Raw genomic sequence first — 19,477 nt, 5'->3', positions numbered from 1 at the left:
CACGAAGTGGAGCCGGGTGCGGGCACATGGCTCACCGCTGGTTCGGCGTAGGGTTTCCCTTGTGACGTCGCCGCCGCATGTACGGGATGAGCACGCGTTCCCCCTCCCGGTGGCCGCCGGATTCGCGGGCATCTGCCTGGCTGTCGGTGTTGCGCCCGTGGGCTGGAGCGGACACCGTGCTGCCTGACCCTGCCGGCAAACGAGCGCGCGTCCACGACGACCCGGTTGGCCGCTTGAACGAGCTGGCCGAACGGTGGCGGTTAGAAGGTCCGAGCAGTTCCAGGTTCGTGCCCTGGTTCGACCCCGACGGTGCAGGAACTAAGGCCCAGGTGCTGCTACTGATGGAGGCGCCCGGCCCCAGAACGGTCGCCGCGGGCGACCTCGGCTTCAGCTCGCTCGACAACGACGATCCCACCACCCGACAGGTTCACCGGGCGCTGAGCTCCTCCAACCTCGACCAGGCTCGCTGCCTGCGGTGGAACGTCGTCCCCTGGGCCCTGACCGGACCTGAAGGTCGACTCCGCGCCCCCCGGGTCGATGACCTGGAAGACGCCCGGCCCGCCTTGAGCGCGCTGCTCGCCGAACTGATCGACCTCCGGGTGGTCGTGACCTTCGGCGGCGCGGCACTTGAAGGGTGGATGAGGTACCTCACGCTCACCGAGCACCCGGTCGTCGTCCCGACCCTGGCCGTTCCCCACCCCTCACCTGCCAACGGACACCGGCGCCAGGAAGCCCTCCAGCGAACCACCGCCGCTCTGGAACGAGCCGCAGATCTCTGCCGGTGAGCGGCCCACTCCCTGGTGCGAAGCCAATTGCCGCCGACCCCTCGTAGGCACCTTCGGCCGCCAGGCGACCTACTGTGGCGGACATGCTCGGGACCCTGAGGCGAACCGCAATAACAATTCTCGTCGTGCTGGCCCTCGCCAGCTGCGGAGGGGCACCCGAGACGACCAGCAGCCCGACTGGCGACTCCTCGGGGCAGACGATCTCTGTGGCCGGCTCCCCAGCGCTGAGACGGGGCGAGGGCGACTACGGGGTCGTCCTCGCGCATGGCGCCGCCTTCGACGCTGCCAGTTGGGAGGAGCAAGCCGTCGCGATCGCCAACCAGGGAGCGAGCGTGATCGCGGTCGAGGACATCGACCCCGATGCGATTCGCAACGCCGTGGAGAAGCTGCAGGGCGAGGGAGTCGCCGACGTCGCGCTCGTCGGGGCCAGCGCTGGGGCCGACGCTATCCTCGATCTCGCGAGCCAGGACCCATCGCTGGCCGATCAGCTGATCTTGCTATCGCCGAACGCAACGGTCGACGGTCTCGGGGAGGAGCCGAAGCTCTTCGTGGCCAGCGAGGACGAGCCCGTGGCCAACGTCTCGACGGAGCTGGCCTCGTCCTCCCCCGGTGAGGAGAACGAGGTGACGATCCTGCCGGGCTCGGCCCACGCGCAGAACATCTTCGCCACCGACCAGGCCGGTCCGGTCCTCGACGCGATGCTCCAACGCCTCAAGCGCTTCGCTGCCCCATGAGACCGCGCGGAGCAGGCGTGCGTGGCGCGACACGGTGAACCGATCCGGAGCGCGAGTCGTACCCAGGCTCGTGAGGTCGCTACGCCCTGGCTCGCGGGCACCCGGTAGGTCGGCCGAGGCCGACGAGCGGGTGCTGACCGAGCTCTACCTACGGCACGGGACGGCCCTGATGACCTTCGTCCTGCGCCTGGTCGATGACCGGGGCCGCGCCGAGGACGTCGTGCAGGAGACGATGCTGCGCGGCTGGCGCAACCTCGACAGGATCGATCCGAGTCGCGGTGATCCGCGGGCCTACCTGTTCGCGGTGGCCCGCAACCTGGTCATCGATCTGTGGCGCGCCGACGAGCGCCGCCCACGACTCATCGGCGACGACGACACCGTGGCAGCCCAGTCGGTCGGTGACCGCGCCGACGCGCTCGTCGACGCCTACGTCGTCGAGCAGGCACTGGACCGGCTCTCACCCGAGCACCGGGCCGTGGTCGACGAGCTCTACTACCGCGGCGCCACCGTCACCGAGGCCGCCAGCACCCTCGGGCTCCGCCCGGGCACCGTGAAGTCACGGTCCTACTACGCGATCCGCATCCTGCGGACCGCATTCGAAGAGATGGGAGTCGAGCGATGAACCAGCACGAGGAGCACCGCGCCCACAACCGGCTGCGCGAGCTGCTTGGCCCCTACGTCCTGGGCGGTCTCGACGCCGACGACCGGGCCGGGCTCGAGGCCCATCTCCCGACCTGCGCCTGGTGCCGCGACGAGCTCGCGACGTACGCCGGGCTACCGGCGCTGCTGCGGGCCGGGGCGCCGTTGTCAGCACACCGCGAAACCTCCGATGCTGCCTGGGGTGACGCGATCGGAGCCCTGCGGACCCGTCGTCGACGTCGCCGGCTGCTCCTCACCGCTGCCGCCGCGGTCGTGCTGGTCGCGGGAGCGGGTGTCGGCACGGCGGTGGTCCTCGAACCCGACGCACCCGTCGCTACGACTCTCGCCCTGAGCGCACCGGCGGGAGCGCGCGCCACCGGTGCGACCTCCTTGAGCGCCAAGCCATGGGGCACGTCGGTCGAGCTCGACTTGCGGGGGCTCCCACAAGACGAGCAGTTCGTCGCCTGGCTGGTCTCACCCGCGGGAGAGCGCCAGCAGGTCGCCACCTGGGGATCGACCGGCAACGGCGAGGCGCATGTGACCGGGGCGGCGGCATTCGTCACGCGCGAGGTGGCCCAGGTGCGAGTCACCGACTCCGACGGTGATCTCGTGCTTTCCGCCACTACCCGGTGAACCGATCCGCCGGCGACGGCGTACCCCTGAGTGACATCCGACGAAAGGGACCCACCATGAAGAAGATGACCACTGCCCTCACCGCCCTCACCGTGACCGCGGCGCTCGGCGGCACCTACGCCGCCACTGCCGGTGGGGCCTCCGCCGCCCCTGGGCCTGGGCACCGCGACCGCCATGACGCAGCCAAGTCCGTGGACGTCGAGATCCTCGCCCCCGCACGCGGCGACAACGCCGGCTCCGCCGGAGCCGGGTGGTTCGTCGACCTCGACGTCGAGTTCGACGACACCTCGCTCGCAGGCACCGGCTTCACCGCCAACCAGTTGACCGGGCCGGCCGCGCACAACAACACCGCTCCCTTCCCGGGTAGCTTCTCGACCGGTGCCGACGACCGGATGCCCGGTTTGGTCGTGCTCACCAGCACCACCAACAGCACCCTCCCCGGCTTCTCCGGGCCCGGAACCAACCTGGCCAATCTGTTCAACCTCACCGGAGTCACCGACCGCTCCAAGAACGACGTCGAGATCTGGGACACCTGGATCGTCGGCGCCCCGATCGCCGGCAAGGACGTCACCACCACGCTGACCGTTGCCGTCATCGACGACCTGAACCACGACGGCATCTACAACGACGCACCCGCCGTCGTCACCGACCAGAACGCCGACGGACGCATCGACCGCCGCGACCTGGAAGCCATCGGCGTCGCCTCCAAGGTCGAGACAGTCGACTTCCGCATCAACGGCGCGCCCTGAGGCGAATCTGAATCCACCTACCGCCGACGGGCACCGATCGTCGAGAGGTCGCAGTCCAGATGAGACCCACGCCCCGCTGAAGGCAGCCGGGAAGAGAGCGTCCCCGGGATCGTCTGGATCAGAGCCTGGCGAAGTCCCCATTCTGTGAAGGTCGCCCGTCGCGCCGCACCTTCATCGCTAGGCCCATAGCCCGAAGGCGAACCACCGGTACGTCGGTGGCTCGCCCTCGGGGCTCCCGGGTCAGGAACCGAGGAGTTCCCTCATGGTCTCGACCTCAGCGGTCTGGGACTTGGCGATGTCGCCTGCCAGGTCGACGGCATCCTTGAACTGGCCGTCGCCCTGCTCGGTCTTCGCCATCGCTACTGCGCCTTCGTGGTGCTCGACCATCATTTCCAGCCACATGGTCTGGAAGTCGGTGTCGGCGGCGTCTTCGAGGGCTCCCATGTCGTCGGAGGTCATCATTCCCGGCATGTTCTCGTCGTTCATCGACCCGTCCATGTCGTCCATGTCGTGCCCGGCGTTGGAGTGGTCGCGCACGGTTTCGGGGACTTCCTCGTCCCAGTCGGTGAGCCAGTCGGTGAATATCTCAATCTCGGGGGCTTGGGCGACGCGGATCTGTTCCGCAAGCTGCTGGACTTCGGGGTCGAGGGTGCGGCCGCGGGTGAGGTCGACCATCGACAGTGCTTGGGCGTGGTGCTGGAGCATGTTGGAGGCGAACTCCACGTCGGCGTCGTTGTGTTCGGTGGTGGTGACCTCCGACGTGGAGGTAGAGCTGGCGTCGTCGTTGCCGCAGGCGGCAGCGGTGAGGGCCAGTGCGGCGGTGATGGTGAGCGCGCTGAGGGCGCGCGTGGTGCGGTTGGTACGCATAAGGGATCTCCTGAAGTCAGGCGTGTCTGAAAAGGGCAGCGCGTTGCCGAATGGCCCCGACTGGGCGGGTCAACGGCGTGCTGCCTGTCAGCACCTGATGACGGAGAAGTTCCACACGTACGGTGGACCGGTCCCGTGGCGGGTGGCCCACCTGGTAACGGTGGTGGTGATTGCGTGTCGATGTGCCCACACGCGTGGCCTGCGGCGCAGTCCGACGAGCACGAGGAGGAGTGCTGCGGCGGCGGCAAGCATGGCGAGACAGAGCATCACCATGGTGCCCATGTCGTGCCCGTCCCCGCTATCCGGTGCGATGCTGACAATGCCAGCGTTCGCTTCCGAAGCAGGGCTGGTGAGCAGGCCGGACATCTCATCGTGCGCCCCGGTCATGGGGCTCGTCATAGCGGAGTGATCGGTGGAGCCCATGACGCCGTGGGTGCTCAGGGCGTGCATCCCGATGATGCCGAGAACAATGGACGCCACGACGGAAGAGAGCAGCGCGGGCACAGCCCTGCTCAGCATCCTTGTCGTCGGGCGCATCGGGTTCATCTCTTTCAGCCTACGTTCGCAGGTGATGTCGGGTCAGTTGAGGCGTTGGGTGCGCAACCGCAGTGCGTTGGTGATCACACTGACCGACGACAAGGCCATCGCGCGGCGGAGATCATCGGGGAGAGCAGGAGCCCGGTGATCGGGTAGAGGACTCCGGCGGCAATTGGGATGCCTGCGACGTTGTACGCGAACGCGAACACCAGGTTCTGAAGGATGTTCGACGTGGTGGCGGCGGACAGGTGCCGGGCCGAGATCGCTACGACAGAGCCGAACGATGCATAGCCGACGCAAACGAGGTACAAGACGGCGTGATGCTCCCCCGGTTGGACTCGAAACACTGCCGCACTTACCGAGCCGTTGTCAGATCCCGACCAACGGCGATCTCTCAGTCGCCAGTTCCCGCCCGTTCGGCCCGTGCGGACAGGCGACGACCAAGATCGCGGTCACGGTCAAGCCGGCTGTGCTGGTATCTCATGGCCATGGACGGCGTTGAGTGTCCGAGTCGGTACATGAGTTCGGCCATGCTTGCGCCCTCCTCGCCCGCCATCGAGGCGCCGGTGTGTCGCAGGTCGTGAAGGTCCAGGTCCTGCCGGCCGGCACGTCGGCGGGCTTCTCGCCAGCCAAAGCCTGCGTTGCGCACGTTGCCGTCGCTGTCCAGAACGGCGGCACGGCCGTTCAAGGTGGCTTCAGACAGGTGGGCAGTCGGGTCGCGCTCGGAGGAAAAGAGGAGACCGTCTTCTCCCGGCGATGCGTGTTGAAGAAGATGCTCGCGCACCGCGGGCAACATGAAGCCTGGGATGGACACCGTCCGGATTCCTGCGTCGGTCTTGGGTGGCCCGACGTGGACAACTGTCCGGGTTCCCGACGCCGCTTCGGCGGTGCTCGTACGTACGACGCCTCTGCGCACGTGAACCCATCCGAATGGTTCACCGGCCTCATCGCGTCCGATGACCACGTCGGCTCGCCTTAACTCGCGCAGTTCCCCGGAACGGAGGGCACACCACGTGGCCAGGAGAAGCAGGAGCCGGCGCCGCTCTGGCATCGCCTCGACCATGACGGCCAATTCCTCAAGCGAGGCCGGTTTGACGTGCCTGTGGCTGGACCGCACCCCCGCGCCCCGCAGGTAAGCCGGGTTCTTGTCGAGGAGCTCGTCGTCCGTCACCGCGGTGTTCAAGATGGTCCGCAGCGTTGTGTAGACATGTGCTTTCGTTGAATCGGTCGCATCGAGTTGCTCGTGCCATGACCGAACTGCAGCCCGCGTGACTTGGTCGAGCGGGACGTCTCCGAACGTCGGGTAGATGTGCACCCTCAACAACGAGAGGTACTTGTCCCGGGTGGTCGGCCGCAGGTGCTCACCCCTGCTGTTGCGCCTTGATTCGATCCAGGATTCCGCGTACTCACGGAACGTCGGCAATCGATCCGCCTCGACCGCCCGTCGAGCCATCTCGAGGCGCGTCTTCGGAGACACCCAGGTCTCGGGTTCCTCCACCTGACGCCGCTCGGCCGCCAGCCAGGCTTCCGCGTCGATGCGTGCAGTGAACGTCGCCGGCGCTACCACGGTGTGTCCTGAGGGGCTGGAGTAGCGCGCTTGGAAACGCCCACTCGGGAGCTTCCTGATGCTCCCGAAACCCCGTTTGCTATGTCGCCTCGTCGCCATGTCGTCCGCCTCGTCGTGCCAGATACGTGCCAGATACGTGCCAGATCTAAGCACACTTGAGTCCACTTGTGCTCACGGCTACGGAGCGACCGTCGCGTCATCGTCGCAGGTCAGAGGCCTAACTGGCGCCTTCTGGCCGCGAAAGTCCATGGCAGTCCAAACGCCATGGCGGCTGTTTCAAATCCCACCGCCACCGCCATGTGATGTCGCAGGACATCCGCGAGGCCCGGTCCCACGCACGTGGGACCGGGCCTCGGTGCTCTCCCCCGCCGCCGTGGCTACCGTGACGACCATGGACACCGAGCTGCGGGTCGCCCCACCCGGCGACTGGGAGGACTTCCGGGCCGTCCGCCTGCGCGCCCTCGCTGACTCGCCCACCGCGTTCGGCGCCACCCTCGACGACGCCCGGGCGCAGCCAGACGCCGCGTGGCGCGACCGCCTGCAGGTGCCCGGTCCGACGCTCCTCGCGTACGTCGCAGGGAGCCCTGCTGGCATGGGCGGACTCTTCGTCCCCGAGGACGAGGACCACGCCTTCGTCTGGGGGATGTGGGTGGCACCCGAGGCACGCGGACGCGGGCTCGGCCGGGCCATCCTCCGCGAGCTGCTCCAGCACGCCGAGCAGCTGGACCGCACCGTGCTCCTGCACGTCACGGAGGGAAACGACGGCGCCCGGCGCCTCTACGAGGCCCACGGGTTCGTGGCGACCGGCGAGTGGGAGCCGCTTCGCGAGGGCTCGAGCCTCCAGATCGAGCTGTTGCGGCTCGACCGTGGCTGAGCGCGGTGCGTGTGGCCACTCCAGTCGACCGGCCCCCGCGCCGGGCCCTTCGGCACTGTCGTGAGTCACCGGGTCGGCGCAGGCTGGAGGCACCTGAGGAGGTGCACCCATGAGACGCACGTGGGGTTTCGTCGTCGCGGCGGTCGCGGTGCTCGCCCTGGTCGTGGCCGGGATCGCGCTGGCCCGTGACGGGTCGGGGTGGGACCGGCACCCGGGCAGGGGGTCGATGGGCAGCCTGATGGGCGGGCCCGCGGGAGGTCCGGTGGCAGGACAGATGATGGGCGGTCGCTGGGGTGCCTCGCTCGACGAGGCCGGCTACCTGCGCGAGATGGTCGCCCACCACCGCGAGGCCGTGCAGGCCGCGGAGGAGCTCAGCCGCTCCGAACGGCCCGCGATGCGGGCCCTGGGGGCGAGGATCGTCGAGTCGCAGTCGGCGCAGATCGAGCAGATGGAGGGCTGGCTGGCCGAGTGGTACCCCGACGAGCAGTCGGACGAGGCCTACGAGCCGATGATGCGTGACCTGTCCGGCCTCAGCGGCGACCGGCTCGACCGGGTCTTCCTCGAGGACATGATCGGCCACCACATGGCCGCGGTGATGATGTCGCAGCAGCTGCTCGTGCGCGACCGCGCCGAGCACGAGGAGGTCGCCCGCCTCGCGCGCACGATCCGCGCCGACCAGATGCGCGAGATCTGGTGGATGCGCGAGCGCCTCGCGAGGTGGTTCGACGGCGGGCGTGCCTGGGGCATGGGGCCGGGCATGGGAATGGGCATGGGCATGGGTCTCCGGGGCGCTGGGCGCCGCCCGTAGCATCGGGGGCGATGAGCCGTCCCACCCCGACCGCACCCGCCGGCGCGCTTGCCGCGCTGGTGGTCGCGCTCGTCGCGGGCATCCTCGGGATGCACGCGCTGACGCCGCACGGCGCGCCGCCGGCACCGTCGTACGACGCTGCAGCGGGTGTCGAGGCCGTGGCGATGTCCCACAGCGAGGTGGGCCCTGCCGACGGCGCGACCGTCCCGGCCATGCACCACGGGTCGGACGAGCACTCCGAGCACCTGCTGATGCTGTGCGCCGTGATGCTCGGTGGCGCGGCGATCGCGCTCCTGGGCCTGCTGGTGCGGCCGGGTCACCCCCTGCGGTGGCTCCGGACGCTGATGCCCGCCCTGGCCCTGCCCGCCCCGATCGTCCGGGTGCGGGCGACCGGCCCACCACCGGCGTGGCAGTTCTCCGTCATCAGGTGCTGACGGGCCTCCCCGCGACCCGCTCCCCCGGAGCGGGGCTGCGGCATGCGCCCGACCGATCCTTCCCCCGATGACCAGGAGAACACCCGTGCACACGACCTTCCGCGCCCTCGCCGCCCTCGGCCTCGGCCTGACCCTGACCCTCGGCACCGCTGCGTGCGGTGACGACACGGTGTCGTCCGGCACCGTCGAGACCAGCCCCACCGAGCACGACGACGCCGACGTCGCCTTCGCCAGCGACATGGTGCAGCACCACGCGCAGGCCCTGTCGATGGTCGACCTGACCCTCGACCGCCCGCTCGACCCGGAGGTCCAAGCCCTGGCCGAGGACATCCGCGCCGCCCAGGCCCCCGAGATCGAGACCATGGCCGACTGGCTCACCGGCTGGGGCGAGCCGGTGCCCGAGACCGTGCGCGACCACGCCAACGCCGGGCACGACATGGGCGACATGTCCGACACCATGGACGACATGGGCGAGGGCACCGACGACATGCCCGGCATGATGAGCGCCGACGACATGGACGCCCTGGAGAGCGCCTCCGACGCCGACTTCCAGCAGATGTGGCTGGAGATGATGGTCGAGCACCACGAGGGTGCCGTGGAGATGGCCCGCACCGAGCAGGAGAGCGGCCGCTTCGAGCCGGCGGTCGAACTCGCCGGCCAGATCATCGAGTCGCAGACGACGGAGATCGCCACCATGCGCGAGCTCCTCGCCGGCTGATCGACCTGGGCGGGCCGGCCCACACGGCCGGCTCGCCCTCGTTTTGCACTGAGTGCAATACTCGGTCCCGTGACACCGGACCCCACCGACGCCGTGCCGCGCAAGCAGCGCGAGCGCCGGCACCGCGCGCTCGTCGACGCGGCCCGGACGCTGGCGACCGAGCACGGCGCGACCGGCTTCACCGTCGACCAGGTCGCGGCGCTGGCCGGGGTCTCGCGACGCACCGTCTTCAACCACTTCGCCGGGCTCGACGACCTGCTCGTCGCCGTGTGCGAGCAGATCCTCGCCGAGGCCACGACCGAGCTGCTCGCGAGCCTCGACCGGCTCACCGGACGCACCGACGTCATCGACGGCCGCGCGGCCCTCGACGCCGTGTGCGAGGCGACCCGCGACGTCGACCTGCCGACCGCGATCGTCACGATCCACCACGTGCTGGGCGGCCCCGACGCCGCCGACGATCGCGCCGACGCCATCTCGCGCACCGCCTTCGACCACGTCGCCGGCCGGCTGGGCGACCGCCTCCGGGACCGCTCCCCCGGCCTCGAGCCGCTCGACCTCGAGCTCACCCTGACCCTGCTGACCAGCGGCCTCGGCCTCGTCGCCCGCCGGTGGGTCGCAGCACACCCCGAGCTCGCCCGCGACGTACGTCATGGGGATCGCGGGTCCGCACCCGCAGGGTCCATGACGCTGCGCGCCGTCGTCGTCCCGCCCGCCGCACGTGCGGACTGGGACGGGCTCCTCGACCAGCTCCTGCTGCGCCTGCGCTCCGGTCACGCGCACCACACCGACCCACGAGAGGCCTCCCATGGCTGAGCTGCTCTTCCGCATCGGACGCCTCGCGGCCCGTCGTCCGTGGACGGTGGTAGTCGCCTGGCTGGGGGTGCTGGCGCTCAACGCGGTGACCTACGTGTCGTTCGCGGGCGCCCTGTCGACGTCGATCACGCTGCCCGACACCCCGACCACGCGGGTGTCGCAGCAGCTCGAGCGCAACTTCGAGGGCACCGGCGGCGGCAACGCCACCATCGTGGCCGCGACGAGCGACGGCTCGGCCTTCACGACCGACCAGAGGCGGGAGGTCAGCGCGCTGCTCGACCGCGTGGCGGAGGTCGACGACGTCTCCGACGTGGCCGATCCGTTCGCCACCCAGGACCGGCTCGACTCCTCGGCCCGCAAGGTCGCCGCCGGCGAGGCCGAGCTCAAGGAGGGGCTCGCCCGGCTCCGCGAGGCGCAGGCCCAGATCGACCTCGGGCGCGCGGCGATCGAGCAGCAGCGCGAGCAGGCGCGCGCCGACGGCACCCTCGACGACGTACGCCGCCAGCTCGACGCGGCCGGGCAGCAGCTCGACGACGGGCAGGCCGAGCTCGACCGCCAGCGGGCGCGGGTCGAGGAGCAGTCGGCTCCCCTCGCGGACGGCGTGACCCTGTCGGACCTGTCGTCGGGCTACCGGACGGTGTCGGAGGACGGCTCGGCCGCGGTCGCCAACGTGACCTTCGCCGTGCCGATCACCGAGGTCACCCTCGAGGTGAAGACCGAGATCGAGGACCTCGTCGCCGGCGCCGACATCGCGGGCGTCGAGCTGCACCCCTCGCAGGACATCGCCCAGGGCGTGCCGTCGATCCTCGGCCCCGGCGAGGTCGCCGGCGTCGTGATCGCCGCGATCGCCCTCTTCGTCGTGCTGGGCACGCTGCTCGGCGCCGCGCTCCCGCTCGTCACCGCGCTGCTCGGCGTCGGCGTCGCCTCCCTGGCCTCGCTGTCGTTCTCCGGCGTGGTCGAGTTCGTGTCGGTGACCCCGGTGCTCGGCGTGATGCTGGGCCTGGCGGTCGGCATCGACTACTCCCTCTTCATCATCAACCGCCACCGCCGCCAGCTGAAGCAGGGCGCCGGGCTGCACGAGTCGATCGGGCTGGCCAACGGCACCTCCGGCAACGCCGTCGTCTTCGCGGGCGTCACCGTGATCGTCGCCCTGCTCGCCCTCAACGTCACCGGCGTCGGCTTCCTCGGGCTGATGGGCACCGTCGGCGCGGTCGCGGTCGCGGTGGCCATCCTGATGGCCGTCACCCTCACCCCGGCCGTGCTGGCGTTGGTCGGGCCCCGCATCCTCCGGCGGCGCGAGCGCCGGCGCCTCGCGTCCGGCGAGGAGGCCGCCGACGACACGGCGGTCACCGAGCGCGACCGGCCGATGAGCAACCGTCGCGCGCTGACGACGCTCGGCCTGGGCGTGGTCGCCCTGCTCGCCGTCGCCGCGCCCGCCACCCAGATGCGGCTCGGGCTGCCCGACGGCTCGACCCAGCCGCCCGACTCCTCGGGCTACCTGGCCCACGTGGTGCAGGCGGACAAGTTCGGCGAGGGATCCAACGGCCCCCTGCTCGTCGTCGCCGACCTCCCGGCGGCGATCGCGCAGGACGACGTGCTCGCCGAGCAGGCGACGATCGGCTCCGCGCTGGGGCAGATGTGGGCCGTCGACGCGGTCGTGCCCATCGGCGCCTCCCGCGACCGCACCGCGCTCGCCTTCCAGGTGGTGCCTCGCGGCGGTCCGTCCAGCCAGTCGACCCAGGACCTCGTCGAGGACCTGCGCCGGCTGACGCCGACCACCACCGACGGTGGCCGGGCGAGGCTCGGCGTGGCCGGCAACGCCAGCGCCAACATCGACATCTCCGGCCAGCTCTCCGACGTGCTCCCGGTCTACCTCGTGCTGGTGGTCGGGCTGTCCCTGCTCATCCTGGTCGTGATCTTCCGCTCGATCCTGGTGCCGCTCACCGCGACGCTCGGCTTCGTGCTGTCGCTGCTCGCGGCCTTCGGCGGCATCACCGCGATCTTCCAGCTCGGCTTCCTCGCCGACCTGTTCGGCGTCCACGCGCCGGGACCGGTGCTGAGCTTCCTGCCGATCATCGCGACCGGCATCCTCTTCGGCCTGGCGATGGACTACCAGCTGTTCCTCGTCTCCGGGATGCGCGAGTCCTACGCCCACGGCGCGCTCGCGCGGGTCGCGGTGCAGCACGGCCTCAACGCCGGCCGGGCGGTGGTGACGGCCGCGGCGGTCATCATGATCTCGGTCTTCGCGGGGTTCGTCTTCTCCCACGACGCCACCATCAAGCCGATCGGCTTCGGCCTGGCCTTCGGGGTCCTGCTCGACGCCTTCGTGGTGCGGATGCTGCTCATCCCCGCCGCGATGCACCTGCTGGGCGAGCACGCCTGGTGGCTGCCGCGCTGGCTCGACCGGGTCCTGCCCGACGTCGACGTGGAGGGGGCCCGCCTCGAGCGCACCCACCCGGTCCACCACAGCGGGTGACGGCTGCCGCGAGGAGCCGCCCGGCACGCGGGGGTCACGCCGGACGCCTCGGCAGGTCGACCTACGCTGCGCCGTGTGACGAACGAGCCGAACGACCAGGGCCGACTCCGGGCGTGGCTGCTGGAGACGGCGCAGCAGCCCGACCCCGGTGGCTTCTACGAGAGTGAGCACGAGGCCACCGAGCACCAGCACGTCAAGCCGTGGTGGAAGGTCATGTGCCTCACCGGCGTGGACTACTTCTCGACCCTGGGCTACCAGCCGGGCATCGCCGCACTCGCCGCCGGCGCGCTGGCGCCGATCGCCACCCTCGTCCTCGTCCTGGTGACCCTGCTCGGGGCGCTGCCGATGTATCGGCGCGTGGCCGGGGAGAGCCCGCACGGCGACGGCAGCCTGTCGATGCTCGAACGACTCCTGTCCTACTGGCCCAGCAAGGTCCTGGTCCTGGCGCTGCTCGGCTTCGTGGCGACGGGCTTCATCATCACGATCACCCTCTCCGCAGCGGACGCCTCCGCGCACCTCGTGGAGAACCCCTTCCTCACCGACGCGCTCCACGGCCGCGAGGTGTGGATCACCCTCGCCCTGCTCGCGATGCTCGCGGCGGTCTTCCTCCGGGGCTTCGGCGAGGCCATCGGCATCGCGGTCGTGCTGGTCGTCGCCTACATCGGGCTCAGCGTGGTGGTGGTCGCCAACGGTTTCTGGCACATCGCCCAGGACCCCGGCACGTTCACTGACTGGACGCGTGCCGTGAGCGACGCCCACTCCTCGCCCCTCGCGGTGCTGGGCGCGTCGCTGCTGGTGTTCCCCGCGCTCGCCCTGGGGCTGTCGGGCTTCGAGACCGGTGTCGTGGTGATGCCGCTGGTCGAGGGCGATCCCTCGGACACCGCAGCCGAGCCGGCCGGCCGCATCCGCAACGCCCGCAAGCTGCTCACCACTGCTGCCCTGATCATGTCGGTGATGCTGATGGGCTCGGCGATCGTGACCACCTTCCTCATCCCGCCCGCGGAGTTCGAGCCGGGCGGCGAGGCCAGCGGGCGGGCGCTGGCGTTCCTGGCCCACGAGAACCTCGGGGAGGGTTTCGGCACCGCCTACGACATCGCGACCATCGCCATCCTGTGGTTCGCCGGGTCGTCAGCGATGGCGGGCCTGCTCAACATCGTCCCGCGCTACCTCCCCCGCTACGGCATGGCTCCCGACTGGGCCCGCGCCACCCGCCCGCTCGTGCTGGTCTTCACCCTGATCTCGACCGTCGTCACCCTCGCGTTCCAGGCCGACGTCGACGCCCAGGCAGGGGCGTACGCGACCGGTGTGCTCGCCCTGATGACCTCGGCAGCGGTGGCGGTCACCCTGACCGAGTGGCGGCGAGGCCATCGACGTGCCGGCGCGTTCTTCGGCGTCGTCGCGGCGGTGTTCGCCTACACGATCTCGGTGACGATCGTGGACCGGCCCGAGGGCCTGGTCATCGCGTTCGTGTTCATCGCGATGATCGTGGTGATCTCGTTGGTCTCCCGGATCAGCCGCTCGACCGAGCTGCGCGTCCAGCGAGTCACCTTCGACGACGACGCCCAGGAGCTGATCGACGAGGTGCTGGTCAAGGATGCTCCCGTGCGGTTCATCGCCAACAAGATCCAGGCCGGCGACCACGCGGAGTACCACGAGAAGTCGCTGGACGTCCGGCTGGACAACCACCTCGACCTCAGCGAGACAGCAGTGTTCCTCGAGGTCGAGGTCACCGATGCTAGCGACTTCTCCACCCACGTCGAGGTCACCGGCGCCCGGGTGGGACACCACCGCGTGCTGCGGGCGACCGGGCCCAGCGTGCCCAACGTGCTGGCGGCGGTCCTCCTCGCCGTGAGCGAGCAGGACGACATGCCCTCGCACGTCTACTTCGAGTGGTCGGAGAAGGGCCCGGGCCAGAACGCCCTGCGCTTCCTGTTCGCCGGCGAGGGCGACGTGCCCCCGCTCACCCACGAGATCCTGCGCCGCGCGGTCCCCGACCCCGACCGGCGCCCCGTGGTGCACGTCGGAGGCTAGGCCTCCAGCGCGACGGGAGCCTCAGCGCGACGGGCCGGCGACTCGCCGGGCACGGCCGGCGTGGTCGACAATGGGCGCGTGACCGACACCCGACCCGTACGCACCTGGCTCACCGACATGGACGGCGTCCTGGTGCGCGAGGAGGACCCGATCCCGGGGGCGAAGGAGTTCATCGCCGCCCTGCGCGAGCAGGACATCCCCTTCCTGGTGCTGACCAACAACAGCATCTTCACCCCGCGCGACCTGCGGGTGCGGCTGCTGCGCAGCAGCGGCATCGACGTGCCGGAGCAGTCGATCTGGACCTCGGCGCTGGCCACCGCGCAGTTCCTCGACGAGCAGCGCCCGGGCGGGTCGGCGTACGTCGTGGGCGAGACCGGGCTGACCGCCGCGGTGCACGACATCGGCTACGTGATGACCGACCAGGACCCCGACTACGTCGTGCTGGGCGAGACCCGCACCTACTCCTTCGAGGCGATCACCCGCGCGATCCGGCTGATCAACGACGGCGCGCGCTTCATCGCGACCAACCCCGACCCGAGCGGCCCGAGCGCGCAGGGGATGCTGCCGGCCACGGGGTCGGTGGCGGCGCTGATCAGCACCGCGACCGGGCGCCAGCCCTACTTCATCGGCAAGCCCAACCCGCTGATGATGCGCAGCGCGCTCAACCGGCTCGAGGCGCACTCCGAGACCACGGTGATGATCGGCGACCGGATGGACACCGACATCATCAGCGGCCTGGAGGCGGGGCTGCGCACGATCCTGGTCGCCACCGGGGCGACCGAGCGCCACCAGGTGCAGGACTTCCCCTACCGCCCGACCATGGTCGTCGACTCGATCGCCGACGTGGTGCCGCTGGTCGGCGAGATGCTGCTGCCCGAGGCGGTCGCCGACCTGTAGGCCGGGTCAGGCGGCGCGGTTGGCCTGCAGACGGCGTACGACGCCGCGCAGCACGCTCTCGCGCGAGCCGGGGCGCGGTCGCGGGAGCAGGTGGGTGAGGCCCTCACGCTCGGCCATGAGCCGGACGGCGTCGTCCTCGTAGCCCTGGCCGAGCTGCTCGGCGAGGACGAGGTCGTCGCGGGAGACCGCGTCGTCGACCTTCGCGGCGTACTGGTCGTGCAGCTGGTTGAGCTCGTCGATGAGTCGCATACGTCCAGTGTGCCGACTTTATTTTAACGATCCAATCCCTCGGCGGTGTGATCCTGGACGCGTGCGGACGGCGCTCAGGCCGCGAGCGCCAGGCCGAGCACGATGCCGGCGAGCGCGCACGCCCCGAGGGTGCGCAGCACCGACCACCCGCGGCCGAAGACCAGCACGCAGCCGAGCACGGTGATCGCGAGCTCCGGCCACTGGAGCGAGGTGAGCACGGGGTGCTCGAGGTCGAGCGGGCCCGCGGTGATGCGTCGGGTCTCGTCGAAGAGGGTGTGCAGGGCGAAGAAGACCGCGAGGCTGGCGATGACTCCCACCACCGCGGCGGTGATGCCGGACAGGGCGGCGGCGAGGTCGCGGTTGCCGCGCAGGCGCTCGACGTAGGGGGCGCCGAGCAGGATGAAGAGGAAGCACGGCACGAAGGTCACCCACGTGGTCAACAGCGCGGCCAGCACCGCCGCGACCCACGGGTCGAGTCCGCCCGGAGAGCGGTAGGCGCCGACGAAGGCGACGAACTGCACGACCATCACCAGCGGGCCCGGGGTGGTCTCGGCGAGGGCGAGGCCGCGGACCATCTCGCCCGGCGCGAGCCAGCCGTAGACCGCGACCGCCTGCTGGGCGACGTAGGCCAGGACGGCGTAGGCACCGCCGAAGGTGACGAGCGCGGTGCCGGAGAAGAAGAGCCCCTGGTCCACGAAGATGCTCGAGCGGCCGAACGCCACCGCCGCCACCGCGACCGGCGTGAACCACGCGACCAGCCCGATGGCCAGCACCAGGGCGCTGCGCCGTGTCGAGGGACGCTCGTGGTGCAGCGCGTCGTCGCTGATCAGCGGTGGCGGCCCGGCGTCGACGGTCCCGCGCGGCGGCCGGGTCAGGGTCGGGATGCGGCGCCCGAGCCACCAGCCCAGCACGCCCGCGGCCAGCACGACCGCCGGGAAGGGGACCGCGAAGCAGGTGAGCGCGACGAAGGACAGCACCGCGACGACGACCAGCGCGGGGTGCCCCAGCCCCTTGCGGCCCACCCGCACGACCGCCTGCACGACGATCGCGATGACGGCCGGGGCCAGGCCGAGGAAGAGAGACTCCACGAGCGTGGTGTCGCCGAAGGCGACGTAGATGCCCGACAGCGCGAGCAGGGCGACCACGCCGGGGAGGATGAACAGGATGCCCGCGACCAGCGCACCGCGTACGCCGTTGAGCAGCCACCCGACGTAGGTCGCGAGCTGCTGGGCCTCGGGTCCCGGCAGCAGCGTGCAGTAGGACAGGGCGAAGAGGAAGCGCTGCTGGCCGATCCAGCGCTTCTCCTCCACGAGGGTGCGCTGCATCACCGCGATCTGGCCGGCCGGCCCGCCGAAGGTCTGCAGCGAGATGGCGAACCACGCCCGCGTCGCCTCGCGCAGCGGGATCACGTCGCGCTGCGCGCCCGGTGCCGGTGCCATGGCTGCACCGAACCGCGCCGGGCCCCTCAAAGTCAAGTCGTCTGGTCGACTAATGCCCGGACGCAGACGTCGCCCCGACCCGGGAGGGCAGGGGCGACGGCAGGGCGTGCGGGTCAGACGGTGCTCTTGTCCTTGCCCGCCACGCTCTCGGCGACACCGATCAGCAGGACGGCGAAGACGACGGCCAGGACGAAGCCCAGCACGTTGAGCTCGAAGATGCCGCCGGTGCCGAAGAAGCTGGCGATGAGTCCACCGATCAGCGAACCGACCAGGCCGAGGCCGAGGGTGGCCAGGATGCCGAGGTCCTGCTTGCCGGGCTTGATGAGCCGGGCCAGCGCTCCGATGATGAGGCCGGCGACGAGGAATCCGATCATGTGCTGCTCCTTGGGCTCGTGGCGACCGCTGCGGCCGCCGTCGCGAGCGTACGGGCCCGGGCGTGCGACCCCCCTCCGGCGCCTCAGCCCGACGGGTGGGTCACCACGTGGCGGCGTGGCACTCCCTGGCGGGGTTGGCCTCGACCTGCAGGGTCGCGTGGTCGATGCCGTGGCCCTCGCGCAGGGCCGTCTGGGCGGCGGCCAGCGCCACCTGCGGGTCGGCGCCGACCCGGACGACGAGGTGGGCGGTCGCGACGTTCATCCCGGAGGTCAGGGTCCAGGCGTGGAGGTCGTGGACGTCGGCGACGCCCGGCACGCCCTCGAGGTCGCGCACCACCGCGTCGAGGTCGACGTCGTGCGGCGCGTGCTGGCCCAGCACGGCGAGCACCTCGCGGCCGAGCAGCACTGCCCGGACGGCGACGAAGACGCCGATCGCGACGGCGACGACGGTGTCCCACTGGCCGGCACCGGTGAGGCCCACGAGCAGACCGGCCACCAGCACGCCGACGCTGCCCGCGGCGTCGGCGACCACCTCCAGGTAGGCACCCCGGACGTTGATCGACTCCTGCGCACCGCCGCGCAGCAGGGCCAGGCACACGAGGTTGACCGCGAGCCCGAGCCCGCCCACGACGAGCATCGCACCGGAGGGGACCTCGACGGGTTCGCCGATGCGGCCCACGGCCTCGAGCACGACGTACGCCGACACCCCGAGCATCACCAGCACCGTGAAGCCCGATGCGAGGACCTCGGCGCGATAGGAGCCGTAGGTCCGGCGACCGGTGTCGTCGGGGCGGGTGGCGATCCTGGTGGCGACGAGCGCGGCCCCCAGCGCCACCACGTCGGCGGCCATGTGTCCGGCGTCGGAGACCAGCGCGAGCGAGCCGCTCACCAGGCCGACACCCAGCTCGACACCGAAGAAGGCGGTGACCAGGCCGAACGCGACGGCGAGGCGCCAGCGGTGCCGGCCGCCGGCGTGGCCGTGGCCGTGCCCTGCACCCATGTCGCTCCTCCGCCGCCGGCCGCGTCCTGCGGACGATGATAGGCCGGGGCGGAGGAGCGCCGTGCTGGTCAGGCCGGCATCTCCAGGGTGACCGGCTTGGAGGGTCCGACGCCCTGGGTGACGTGGAAGGTGAACGTCACCTCGCTCGCGCCCGCGGGCACGGGGGTGGGGAAGGCGAGCGTGGCGGTCTGCTCCTCCTCGACCTCGAGCGGCACGGTCCCGAGCTCGGTGTCGCCGGCCGTCGCGGTGACGCTCCCGTGGCAGCCGGTGCTGCCCGTGCCGCAGGTCGCCTGGACGGCCACGCGCCGCTGGGCGTCGGGGCGCAACGCCGTGGTGGTGACGTTGAGCAGCGAGGGGAACTCCACGCCCGTGGGGCTGTTGTCGCCGTTGGGGTCGAAGCACCCGTCGAACTCCGCGACCGGGTTGGGCACCTCACGGCCCGAGGTGTCGGTGAGGGTCGCGAAGCCGACGAGCTTGCTCGGGCCGCCGGCGGTCCAGCAGCCGTTGGTGTGCACGTCGAGCTCGAACTTGCCGTAGCCCTCCGGGGGCATCGGGTTGTCGGGGTCGGTCCAGGAGACCAGGCAGTTCCAGTTGCTGCCGGGGCCCACGTCGGGCTCGACCGCGCCGCCCTTGTCGCACATCGCGGTGGGGTGGAGCGAGGCCGGCGTGACGCCGCGGTGCCCGAGCATCGTGGCCTGCGCCGCGTAGAGGTTGGCGAACTCGGTCGGCAGCGACCGCTCGAGCCGGGCCCGGGTGACGGTGCTGCCGCCGCCCGAACCGGCGACGACCGCACCCCCGATGGCGAGGACGACCGCGACCGCGGCCACGAGACTGATGATGAAGCGACGCATGG

21 protein-coding genes and 1 pseudogene are annotated in these 19,477 nt (G+C 71.0%); 13 read left to right on the top strand and 9 right to left on the bottom strand.

From position 1 onward, the window contains the following. Positions 1–287: 287 nt before the first annotated feature. The 5 genes from ASG76_RS13855 to ASG76_RS13835 all read left to right on the top strand — a co-directional run bounded on the left by ASG76_RS13855 (position 288) and on the right by ASG76_RS13835 (position 3,540). A complete protein-coding gene (locus ASG76_RS13855; protein WP_056604306.1) occupies positions 288–785 on the top strand; it encodes a uracil-DNA glycosylase in 498 nt (165 codons plus the stop codon). Positions 786–910: 125 nt separating this feature from the next. Beyond that, on the top strand, positions 911–1,519 hold the full coding sequence (locus ASG76_RS19435; protein ID WP_200948172.1) for a hypothetical protein: 609 nt from the start codon (positions 911–913) through the stop codon (positions 1,517–1,519). 70 nt (positions 1,520–1,589) lie between these two features. Then, complete coding sequence (locus ASG76_RS13845) at positions 1,590–2,141, top strand: sigma-70 family RNA polymerase sigma factor (protein WP_268788366.1); 552 nt, start codon at positions 1,590–1,592, stop codon at positions 2,139–2,141. Then, the gene (locus tag ASG76_RS13840) at positions 2,138–2,791 is read left to right on the top strand and encodes an anti-sigma factor family protein (RefSeq protein ID WP_056604300.1); all 654 of its coding nucleotides are present in this window, start codon (positions 2,138–2,140) and stop codon (positions 2,789–2,791) included. Before ASG76_RS13845 ends, ASG76_RS13840 begins: the two co-directional genes overlap by 4 nt. 56 nt (positions 2,792–2,847) lie before the next feature. After that, positions 2,848–3,540: a hypothetical protein gene (locus ASG76_RS13835; protein WP_056604297.1), complete on the top strand. Its 693-nt coding sequence runs from the start codon at positions 2,848–2,850 to the stop codon at positions 3,538–3,540. Between the two features lie 240 nt (positions 3,541–3,780). Here ASG76_RS13835 and ASG76_RS13830 read toward each other — a convergent pair whose 3' ends face one another. The 4 genes and pseudogenes from ASG76_RS13830 to ASG76_RS13815 form a co-directional block, all read right to left on the bottom strand. Continuing rightward, the gene (locus ASG76_RS13830) at positions 3,781–4,407 is read right to left on the bottom strand and encodes a DUF305 domain-containing protein (protein WP_056604294.1); all 627 of its coding nucleotides are present in this window, start codon (positions 4,405–4,407) and stop codon (positions 3,781–3,783) included. Between the two features lie 87 nt (positions 4,408–4,494). Continuing rightward, the gene (locus tag ASG76_RS13825; RefSeq protein WP_157559115.1) at positions 4,495–4,953 is read right to left on the bottom strand and encodes a DUF6153 family protein; all 459 of its coding nucleotides are present in this window, start codon (positions 4,951–4,953) and stop codon (positions 4,495–4,497) included. A 33-nt stretch (positions 4,954–4,986) separates the two neighbouring features. Further along, positions 4,987–5,201, bottom strand: a pseudogene (locus ASG76_RS19655) (copper-transporting ATPase); the annotation flags it as partial. A 137-nt stretch (positions 5,202–5,338) separates the two neighbouring features. Further along, on the bottom strand, positions 5,339–6,511 hold the full coding sequence (locus ASG76_RS13815) for a tyrosine-type recombinase/integrase (protein WP_056604285.1): 1,173 nt from the start codon (positions 6,509–6,511) through the stop codon (positions 5,339–5,341). 391 nt (positions 6,512–6,902) lie between these two features. On the opposite strand from ASG76_RS13815, the gene ASG76_RS19295 reads away from it, so the two are divergent. The 8 genes from ASG76_RS19295 to ASG76_RS13775 all read left to right on the top strand — a co-directional run bounded on the left by ASG76_RS19295 (position 6,903) and on the right by ASG76_RS13775 (position 15,562). Beyond that, positions 6,903–7,385 carry a GNAT family N-acetyltransferase gene (locus ASG76_RS19295; RefSeq protein ID WP_056604282.1) on the top strand — a complete coding sequence of 161 codons (483 nt, stop codon included), beginning with the start codon at positions 6,903–6,905 and terminating at the stop codon, positions 7,383–7,385. 109 nt (positions 7,386–7,494) lie between these two features. Then, positions 7,495–8,193, top strand: a complete 699-nt coding sequence (locus tag ASG76_RS13805; protein ID WP_056604279.1) for a DUF305 domain-containing protein — start codon at positions 7,495–7,497, stop codon at positions 8,191–8,193. Positions 8,194–8,204: 11 nt separating this feature from the next. Continuing rightward, a complete protein-coding gene (locus ASG76_RS13800; protein WP_056604277.1) occupies positions 8,205–8,627 on the top strand; it encodes a DUF6153 family protein in 423 nt (140 codons plus the stop codon). An 85-nt stretch (positions 8,628–8,712) separates the two neighbouring features. Then, positions 8,713–9,345 (top strand): DUF305 domain-containing protein, encoded by a 633-nt coding sequence (locus ASG76_RS13795; protein ID WP_056604274.1) that lies wholly within the window; start codon positions 8,713–8,715, stop codon positions 9,343–9,345. A gap of 69 nt (positions 9,346–9,414) precedes the next feature. Further along, a complete protein-coding gene (locus ASG76_RS19430; RefSeq protein WP_056604270.1) occupies positions 9,415–10,158 on the top strand; it encodes a TetR/AcrR family transcriptional regulator in 744 nt (247 codons plus the stop codon). Further along, positions 10,151–12,634 carry an MMPL family transporter gene (locus tag ASG76_RS13785; RefSeq protein ID WP_056604267.1) on the top strand — a complete coding sequence of 828 codons (2,484 nt, stop codon included), beginning with the start codon at positions 10,151–10,153 and terminating at the stop codon, positions 12,632–12,634. Before ASG76_RS19430 ends, ASG76_RS13785 begins: the two co-directional genes overlap by 8 nt. A 75-nt stretch (positions 12,635–12,709) precedes the next feature. After that, the gene (locus ASG76_RS13780; RefSeq protein WP_056604264.1) at positions 12,710–14,665 is read left to right on the top strand and encodes a hypothetical protein; all 1,956 of its coding nucleotides are present in this window, start codon (positions 12,710–12,712) and stop codon (positions 14,663–14,665) included. A gap of 117 nt (positions 14,666–14,782) precedes the next feature. After that, complete coding sequence (locus ASG76_RS13775) at positions 14,783–15,562, top strand: HAD-IIA family hydrolase (RefSeq protein WP_200948188.1); 780 nt, start codon at positions 14,783–14,785, stop codon at positions 15,560–15,562. A gap of 6 nt (positions 15,563–15,568) precedes the next feature. On the opposite strand, the gene ASG76_RS13770 is transcribed toward ASG76_RS13775, so the two are convergent. The 5 genes from ASG76_RS13770 to ASG76_RS19140 all read right to left on the bottom strand — a co-directional run bounded on the left by ASG76_RS13770 (position 15,569) and on the right by ASG76_RS19140 (position 19,475). Beyond that, entirely contained in the window at positions 15,569–15,811 is a 243-nt protein-coding gene (locus ASG76_RS13770) for a hypothetical protein (RefSeq protein ID WP_056604258.1), read from the bottom strand. Positions 15,812–15,885: 74 nt separating this feature from the next. Then, positions 15,886–17,250, bottom strand: coding sequence for a chromate efflux transporter (chrA, locus tag ASG76_RS13765; RefSeq protein ID WP_056604254.1), 1,365 nt, complete (start codon positions 17,248–17,250; stop codon positions 15,886–15,888). A 113-nt stretch (positions 17,251–17,363) separates the two neighbouring features. After that, positions 17,364–17,624, bottom strand: a complete 261-nt coding sequence (locus tag ASG76_RS13760) for a GlsB/YeaQ/YmgE family stress response membrane protein (protein WP_056604251.1) — start codon at positions 17,622–17,624, stop codon at positions 17,364–17,366. 100 nt (positions 17,625–17,724) lie between these two features. Then, positions 17,725–18,624 carry a cation diffusion facilitator family transporter gene (locus ASG76_RS13755; RefSeq protein WP_056604248.1) on the bottom strand — a complete coding sequence of 300 codons (900 nt, stop codon included), beginning with the start codon at positions 18,622–18,624 and terminating at the stop codon, positions 17,725–17,727. A gap of 68 nt (positions 18,625–18,692) precedes the next feature. After that, positions 18,693–19,475 (bottom strand): hypothetical protein, encoded by a 783-nt coding sequence (locus tag ASG76_RS19140; protein ID WP_157559113.1) that lies wholly within the window; start codon positions 19,473–19,475, stop codon positions 18,693–18,695. Positions 19,476–19,477: the final 2 nt, after the last annotated feature.

Source organism: Nocardioides sp. Soil774, assembly GCF_001428125.1.
GTDB lineage: Bacteria > Actinomycetota > Actinomycetes > Propionibacteriales > Nocardioidaceae > Nocardioides.
This window is presented reverse-complemented; position numbering and strand designations above follow the sequence as displayed.

Bases quoted from the DNA above. Each gene is read 5' to 3' on its own strand.
- ASG76_RS13835 (WP_056604297.1), top strand. From the start codon at position 2,848: ATGAAGAAGATGACCACTGCCCTCACCGCCCTCACCGTGACCGCGGCG.
- ASG76_RS13800 (WP_056604277.1), top strand. From the start codon at position 8,205: ATGAGCCGTCCCACCCCGACCGCACCCGCCGGCGCGCTTGCCGCGCTG.
- ASG76_RS13755 (WP_056604248.1), bottom strand. From the start codon at position 18,624: ATGGGTGCAGGGCACGGCCACGGCCACGCCGGCGGCCGGCACCGCTGG.
- ASG76_RS13760 (WP_056604251.1), bottom strand. From the start codon at position 17,624: ATGATCGGATTCCTCGTCGCCGGCCTCATCATCGGAGCGCTGGCCCGG.
- ASG76_RS13785 (WP_056604267.1), top strand. From the start codon at position 10,151: ATGGCTGAGCTGCTCTTCCGCATCGGACGCCTCGCGGCCCGTCGTCCG.
- chrA (WP_056604254.1), bottom strand. From the start codon at position 17,250: ATGGCACCGGCACCGGGCGCGCAGCGCGACGTGATCCCGCTGCGCGAG.
- ASG76_RS13830 (WP_056604294.1), bottom strand. From the start codon at position 4,407: ATGCGTACCAACCGCACCACGCGCGCCCTCAGCGCGCTCACCATCACC.
- ASG76_RS13775 (WP_200948188.1), top strand. From the start codon at position 14,783: ATGGACGGCGTCCTGGTGCGCGAGGAGGACCCGATCCCGGGGGCGAAG.
- ASG76_RS19140 (WP_157559113.1), bottom strand. From the start codon at position 19,475: ATGCGTCGCTTCATCATCAGTCTCGTGGCCGCGGTCGCGGTCGTCCTC.
- ASG76_RS13825 (WP_157559115.1), bottom strand. From the start codon at position 4,953: ATGAACCCGATGCGCCCGACGACAAGGATGCTGAGCAGGGCTGTGCCC.
- ASG76_RS13840 (WP_056604300.1), top strand. From the start codon at position 2,138: ATGAACCAGCACGAGGAGCACCGCGCCCACAACCGGCTGCGCGAGCTG.
- ASG76_RS19295 (WP_056604282.1), top strand. From the start codon at position 6,903: ATGGACACCGAGCTGCGGGTCGCCCCACCCGGCGACTGGGAGGACTTC.
- ASG76_RS13805 (WP_056604279.1), top strand. From the start codon at position 7,495: ATGAGACGCACGTGGGGTTTCGTCGTCGCGGCGGTCGCGGTGCTCGCC.
- ASG76_RS13770 (WP_056604258.1), bottom strand. From the start codon at position 15,811: ATGCGACTCATCGACGAGCTCAACCAGCTGCACGACCAGTACGCCGCG.